Here is a 6,559-nt window from a genome sequence, read left to right as displayed (position 1 = left end):
TGTCCCACTCTCTTTCTTAACCTGAGTTTCTAAGTCCTGTAGCCACCCCATTAATGGTAATATGGATTAATTTGTCTTGATCCGTTGACAATTGACCCGTCCGTTGACGTCGAATCAATTCTAACTGGATATAGTTCAACACATTGAAATATGGCATCCGATAATCCAAACTTTCTTTTAAATAAGGATTTTCTGCTAGTAACTCGTCATGCTCTTCAATCATTAAAATGACTTCCTTGGTTAATTGCCACTCATCTAAAATGATTTGATAGATGTTTCTTACCTCTTCTTCTTCACACAATTTAGCATATTCAAATGCAATGTCCATGTTGGCTTTTGACAAGACCATATCTACATTTGACAGCAAAGATTGGAAAAAAGGCCAAGTCTTATACATATAGCGAAGGGTTTCAATATTTTCGGGATCTTCATCGATGAATTCCTTAAAGCTAGAACCTACACCATACCAACCCGGGAACATCACCCGACTTTGTGACCAAGAGAAGACCCATGGAATGGCGCGCAAACCACCGATTTCTGTAATGGTTTTACGAGCCGCTGGACGGGAGCCAATGTTAAAGCTAGAGATTGCTTTAATCGGACTTGATTCAAAGAAATAATCATAGAAATGTTCATTTCCAAATACAAGTTCTCGATAGATGTTGTAGCTACGATCAACAACTTTATCCATCACTTCTCCGAACCGATCAAACATTGAAAATGGACTCTTTTGTTCAGAAATCATTCGGTTGATGGTTGCAGACACCAGCATCTCTAAGTTGTAGTAGGCTGCATCTTTGTTTCCATATTTATTGCCTATCACTTCTCCTTGCTCCGTTAGACGAATGCGGTCATTAATCGATTTCAAGGGTTGAGAGGTAATGGCTTCATAAGTAGGACCTCCACCACGGCCAACCGTTCCACCACGACCATGGAAGAAGGTGATCTTCACCCCAAATTCATCACCGATTGCAGTCAATTGTTGTTGGGCTTTAAAGAGGGTCCAGCAAGAAGACAAATAACCACCATCTTTGTTAGAATCTGAGTAACCTAACATAATTTCTTGGTAATTGTTTTTCGATGCAATCCAACGTTTTGCAATTGGAAGTGATAAATAGCTCCGCATCGTTTCCTCAGAGTGATCCAAGTCTTCGATTGTTTCAAACAAAGGTACAATTTGCACGCGCGCTTTTTCAGTATCAATCAAGCCCACTTCTTTTAACATAACAGCCAATTCCAGCATATCCGATACACTTGTTGCGTGCGAGATAATATTTTGGCGGATGACTTCTTCACCCAAGCGGTCTTTCAATTCACGCGCTGTTTGGAAAATTGCTAATTCTTTTTCAAGTAGTTCCGATTTTTCAACATGGGTTGCTGACAAAATACGTGGATCTTCTAAGAGTTCTTTCAACAGAACTTGGCATTTTTCTTCCTCGGTCAAGTCTGAATAATGGTCATTGATGCCTGAAGATTTCAGCAATTCAGCGACACAAGCTTCATGAACACTCGAATCTTGGCGCATATCAATAGATGCTAAATAGAATCCAAAGACATCGATCGCTTCTAAGAGTTCAGCAAACTCCCCAGAAATCAAATATTCTGACTTATTCTCCAACAAGGATTCTTTAATTTTTTCAAGGTCATCTTTAAATTCTTTGGCTGATGCATAGGCTGGAGCTTCTTTAGCATTAATTTCTTTTAAGGCACCTGAAATACGATTGCCAATATAATCAGAAACTGGACCTTGTTGATGAGCACTTGCCCCCAAAAGTCTCTCTACGGCATAACGATCTTCTCTCGTCTCCCCAACCATAGTCCATTCTTTTAAGTTGACCAAAGTTTGAATGAGTTTGGATTGGATATAATGGAAAGCGCGACGATAGGGTTCTTTTTCACGAAAGACAGATGTATCACTAGATAGAGCCGCCATTTCAGCTACTGCCTCACTCGTCTTAGAGAGGCTTGTTGAAAGTGAGAAATGACGATAGAGTTTTGAAATTTTATCGATGTAATAATTTAAGATTACTTCACTTTGAATAGTGGCTGACCGTTTTAAGGTATCTGCTGTTACAAAAGGATTCCCGTCTCGGTCACCTCCAATCCACATTCCCATGGTGATAGGGCGTGGATGTTCCAACTTAAGACCATGCTCTTTTGCCAAGCGTTTGTATTCCAACATCAAGTTTGGAACAGCTTGCAAGAAGGAACTATTGTAATATTCCATCACATTCGTAATTTCATTGGTAACCTTTAGCTTTTTATCCCGAATCATATCGGTTTGCATCATGATTTCAATATTGCGACGAAGGTTACTATACCACTTCTGCTCATTCATCATACCTGCTTTGACATCGCGATGTTGGCGAAGCAAGGCATGAATATGGTTGGTCAAATCCAACATGGTTTTTCTTTGGACTTGAGTTGGGTGAGCTGTTAAAACAGGCACAATATTAAGATGCTCCAAAATTTCTTGGGCATCTTCGTGTTTAGCTACTTCTTGAATTGTAGATGATAGCTTCCCTAGGTATTCTCCGTCAACATTGTTGAGGTGATTAATCTCAAAGGCTAAATCAACGTCTTCTGAAATATTGATCAAGAGGGGTAAAATCGCAAAATAACGCGAGATGACCGTCATCTCTTCATTTGATAATCTTTCTACTATTTGGTTTAATTCACGATAATTTTTTGTTTTTGATAAATCTTTCAACTGAGAAATCTTGTCAAACGTTTCAGGACGGACCAAATTCTTTGTAATATCATCCAATAAATCTGTTAAGATTTCTGCTTCTTCTTTGATAATTTCTTTATGAGTGAAGTTTTCTAATTTTTGTAAGACCATTTTCTCTCCTTTTAAAAAGTCAGCTAAAACATCCTGTATTAGTAATAGGAGGTTATTTTCCCTTTTTCTTCAAACACCATTCCGTCTTTTTCCATTTGTGCCCGTTTTTCACTTGCATCAATATTTAGAACGAAAGCAATAGCAACAGAAATAACCCATAAGCTATTTCCACCTTGTGATAAGAAGGGAAAGGTCACTCCAGTAGAAGGAATCAGACCTGAGATACCACCGATATTTACGAAGGTTTGCACCAACAACATCCCACCAATACCTATGGCCATCATTGAATTGAAGGGATTCTTCGCTCGAATGCCAACCAAGATGATCCGTAAGATCAAGAAGAATAGGAGAGCAAGGATCAAGCTAGCTCCTACAAATCCCAATTCTTCAATGACGATCGAAAACACAAAGTCTGTGTGAGCCTCTGGTAAGTAGCCTTGCTTTTCAATAGAATTTCCTAATCCAAGGCCAAACCAACCACCATTACTCATGGCATAATAGGAATTGGCCAATTGGTGTCCTGCACCCGACAAATCCTTAAATGGATTAAAAAAGGCACTAAAGCGTTTTGCTACATACCCAAAAAGAGGAACCTTTGCCACGCGATCTACACCGACTATCCAGATAGTTCCAAGGACAATCGTTGAACCACTAACAACCAATCCGAGCAAAGAAGTAAACCATCGATAACCAATTCCACTAACTGTAATCATCATGAGGACAGTTAAGGCTAAAATCGTCGCATTCCCTAAGTCCGGCATAATCGCAACAATCCCAATAAGGATCAGGGTCAACCAGCGCCAATCTGTTAAATTCCTAGGGATCCACTCGTTATGAGTAAGAGCTTGGTAATCATAATCTTGAATTTCTTCTTGCCGTTTGGAGAAGGTCAAAGCCAAGTACCAGACTAAAATAACCTTGAGGTATTCCGCCGGTTGAATACTAAAGCCTCCTGGTATGGTTAACCAGCCATGAGCTCCATTGACAGTAGCTGTTACAAATCTTGAAAGAAGCAATAAAATTACTTCTACAAAAATCACTAAAGCCAATACTTTTTTATTTCGAAGAAAGTTTAAACTGAATTTATAAATTAAGGCGATCGTAAAGAGACTGAAGACAAAGAATGCCCCTTGTGTCAACACCATCCGAATAGAACTTCCGCCACTTTGAATCGCCAAGGCACTTGTTGTCGAATAAACCACAATCAACCCGATAATGGATAAAATCAAATAGGGAATGAGAATGGAATAATTTAATAGACGTCTTTTTTCAATTTTCATAATTTACCATATTCCTAATTTTCATACTTCATTATATCATTTTTACAAGTCAAAACCAAGGAAAGGTTTGAAAAGATTCGGTTCCTTCTCTCTATTGGCAAAAAATTGGCTTAATCCTTCTTATTTTCAGTTTTTTTGATTCATTTTTGGTAAAAAGATTCCTATTTTAAAAAAATATGCTGAAAAAGTGCCCATTTGAGTATTAAGTTTTGCCTTTTCGTTAGTTTTAGGGTAAAATGATTCTGTATGAGAAAAAGGATAAAACCCGTTGTTCTCTTAGTTTTTTTTATTGGTATCATTTCTTTTTTAGTTCTGTCACGAACAATTGCCGATATTCAAGCAAGAGAAAAACAACAAACAATCAAAACGATTCCAACATCCAATTCACATTCAAAAACCACTACTTCAAGTTCTTCTTCTAAAAAAGAGGAGAGCATCAATCCAGAACTAGTTGGGCGACCGATCATTGATATTTCAGGTTGGCAATTGCCTAGCGAAATCGATTATGATACCCTTTCTCAAAATGTTGGGGGCGTCATCGTTCGTGTACACAGTGGGGCCCAAGCCAAAAAAGAAAAAGCCGCAACCTATCTAAATGGTCTGGATAAGTCTTATCAAACCCATATCAAAGAATTCCAAAAGCGTAATATCCCTGTAGCAGTCTATGCTTATGTCGCTGCCAAGGACAAAAAAGAGATGGAAAAGGAAGCAGAAGAATTTTATAAAGCTGCTTCTCCCTACAAGCCAACCTACTATTGGCTAGACGTTGAGGAAAAAACAATGAAGGATATGAATGCAGGAGTGGAAGCCTTTCGGGCAAAATTACAATCCCTAGGCGCTAAAAATATTGGACTGTATATCGGAACTTACTTCATGGAAGAACATAGTATCTCTACTGATAAATTTACCGCACTCTGGATTCCGACTTATGGATTTGATGATGGTTTTTATAACGCCGCACCAGATACTGCAACGGAATATGATTTGCATCAATACACTTCCCAAGGGCAATTAAATGGGTTCTCTCACTACTTGGATCTCAACCAAATTGCTCCGACACAAAACCAGGAAGCTATTTATCAGAAACTTTTTAAAGTAGAAAAAGATTAATCTTCCTCATAGCTATCAAACAGCAGTTCAAGTGACTTCACTTCTACTGCTGTTTTTTATTCCAATACCATTCGTTAATTTCATTCGTATCTATGATATAATGATTGAATGAAACCTAATGCTGAATGATAAGAAATAGAAAAGGGGAAACAATGGCCAAGAAGGATAAAGTTAAAAAAACATTGGTTGAGCAAATCTTAACCAAGGCAAAGGTTGAACATCAAGGCTTACAGATCAACGCGCTAGAAGGTGTCTTACCCGAAGGCATCGATCGGTCGACCATTTTCAAAACCTTAGCACTTAAAGGAGATAAAACTGGGCCTGTGATTGGAATCCTTCCTATTACTGAGCATCTATCAGAGAAGAAATTGGCGAAGATATCTGGAAATAAAAAAGTTGCCATGATTCCGCAAAAAGATCTAGAAAAAACAACTGGTTATATTCATGGGGCTAATAATCCGGTGGGCATTCATCAAAAGCATGCTTTTCCCATCTTTATCGATGAATCTGCCCTCCAATTAGAGTCTATGATCGTCTCTGCTGGTGAAATTGGTCATAGTATCCGAATCAAGCCACAACTACTGGCAGACTTTGTGAAGGCAACATTTGCAGATATCTTAGAATAAGAACAGAACAAGGAGAAAAGAAAGTGAAACTATATTTTATCCGGCACGGACGAACAGAATGGAATGAAGAAGGACGGTTGCAGGGAGCAAATGGGGATTCCCCGCTCCTACCTGCATCGGTTGAGCAACTCGAAAAATTAGGTAAGCACTTGGCAACTGTTCCTTTTGATGCAGCTTATGCGAGTGATCTTCCTCGGGCGGTCCATACTGCCCAGATCATCCTTCATCAGTTGGAACACCCACTCAAACTGCAAGCAACTCCTACTCTACGGGAGTGGAATTTAGGAAAATTAGAAGGGGCTAAGATTGCTACAATCACATCTATCTATCCCCAACAAATGCAGGCCTTTCGCCATAACTTGGCACGCTTTGACAATGAAATTTTTGATGCAGAATCTGTCTGTGAAACAACCAAACGGACCTGCGATTTTGTGAAAGGTTTGAAAGGAAAAGAGCTCGATACCGTGCTCATCGTTGGACACGGGGCTAATTTGACAGCTTCTATTCGTACCCTTCTTGGGTATGATACTGGAGAACTCCGAAAAAATGGTGGTCTGGACAATGCCAGTGTCACCATTTTGACAACAGAAGATTTTGAACAATTTCACTTAGATACATGGAATGACACGTCTTATATGGAAGACTAAAAAGAGGCTGGGACAAAAGTCCTAGCCTCTCAATTGTTTTTGGATTGTCGAGCA

The 6,559-nt window shown here is 39.0% G+C and carries 5 protein-coding genes; 3 read left to right on the top strand and 2 right to left on the bottom strand.

The annotated features are described in order from the left end of the window. Nucleotides 1–16: 16 nt before the first annotated feature. A complete protein-coding gene (gene ppc / locus BTU61_RS05370) occupies nt 17–2,842 on the bottom strand; it encodes a phosphoenolpyruvate carboxylase (protein WP_200772656.1) in 2,826 nt (941 codons plus the stop codon). 38 nt (nt 2,843–2,880) lie between these two features. Next, nucleotides 2,881–4,122: a cell division peptidoglycan polymerase FtsW gene (gene ftsW, locus BTU61_RS05365; protein ID WP_200772655.1), complete on the bottom strand. Its 1,242-nt coding sequence runs from the start codon at nt 4,120–4,122 to the stop codon at nt 2,881–2,883. 246 nt (nt 4,123–4,368) lie between these two features. On the opposite strand from ftsW, the gene BTU61_RS05360 reads away from it, so the two are divergent. From BTU61_RS05360 to BTU61_RS05350, 3 genes are all read left to right on the top strand, one after another. Next, nucleotides 4,369–5,232: a GH25 family lysozyme gene (locus BTU61_RS05360; RefSeq protein ID WP_200772654.1), complete on the top strand. Its 864-nt coding sequence runs from the start codon at nt 4,369–4,371 to the stop codon at nt 5,230–5,232. 152 nt (nt 5,233–5,384) lie between these two features. After that, the gene (locus tag BTU61_RS05355; protein WP_200772653.1) at nt 5,385–5,858 is read left to right on the top strand and encodes an aminoacyl-tRNA deacylase; all 474 of its coding nucleotides are present in this window, start codon (nt 5,385–5,387) and stop codon (nt 5,856–5,858) included. A gap of 23 nt (nt 5,859–5,881) precedes the next feature. Next, a complete protein-coding gene (locus BTU61_RS05350; protein WP_200772652.1) occupies nt 5,882–6,505 on the top strand; it encodes a histidine phosphatase family protein in 624 nt (207 codons plus the stop codon). Nucleotides 6,506–6,559: the final 54 nt, after the last annotated feature.

Origin of the sequence: Streptococcus lactarius (assembly GCF_016642265.1) — a bacterium.
GTDB lineage: Bacteria > Bacillota > Bacilli > Lactobacillales > Streptococcaceae > Streptococcus > Streptococcus lactarius.
The sequence above is the reverse complement of the archived record's forward strand: the minus strand, read 5'-3'. Positions and strand labels throughout refer to the sequence as shown.

Coding starts and splice junctions, on each gene's coding strand:
- ppc (WP_200772656.1), bottom strand. CDS start 2,842: ATGGTCTTACAAAAATTAGAAAACTTCACTCATAAAGAAATTATCAAA.
- ftsW (WP_200772655.1), bottom strand. CDS start 4,122: ATGAAAATTGAAAAAAGACGTCTATTAAATTATTCCATTCTCATTCCC.
- BTU61_RS05360 (WP_200772654.1), top strand. CDS start 4,369: ATGAGAAAAAGGATAAAACCCGTTGTTCTCTTAGTTTTTTTTATTGGT.
- BTU61_RS05355 (WP_200772653.1), top strand. CDS start 5,385: ATGGCCAAGAAGGATAAAGTTAAAAAAACATTGGTTGAGCAAATCTTA.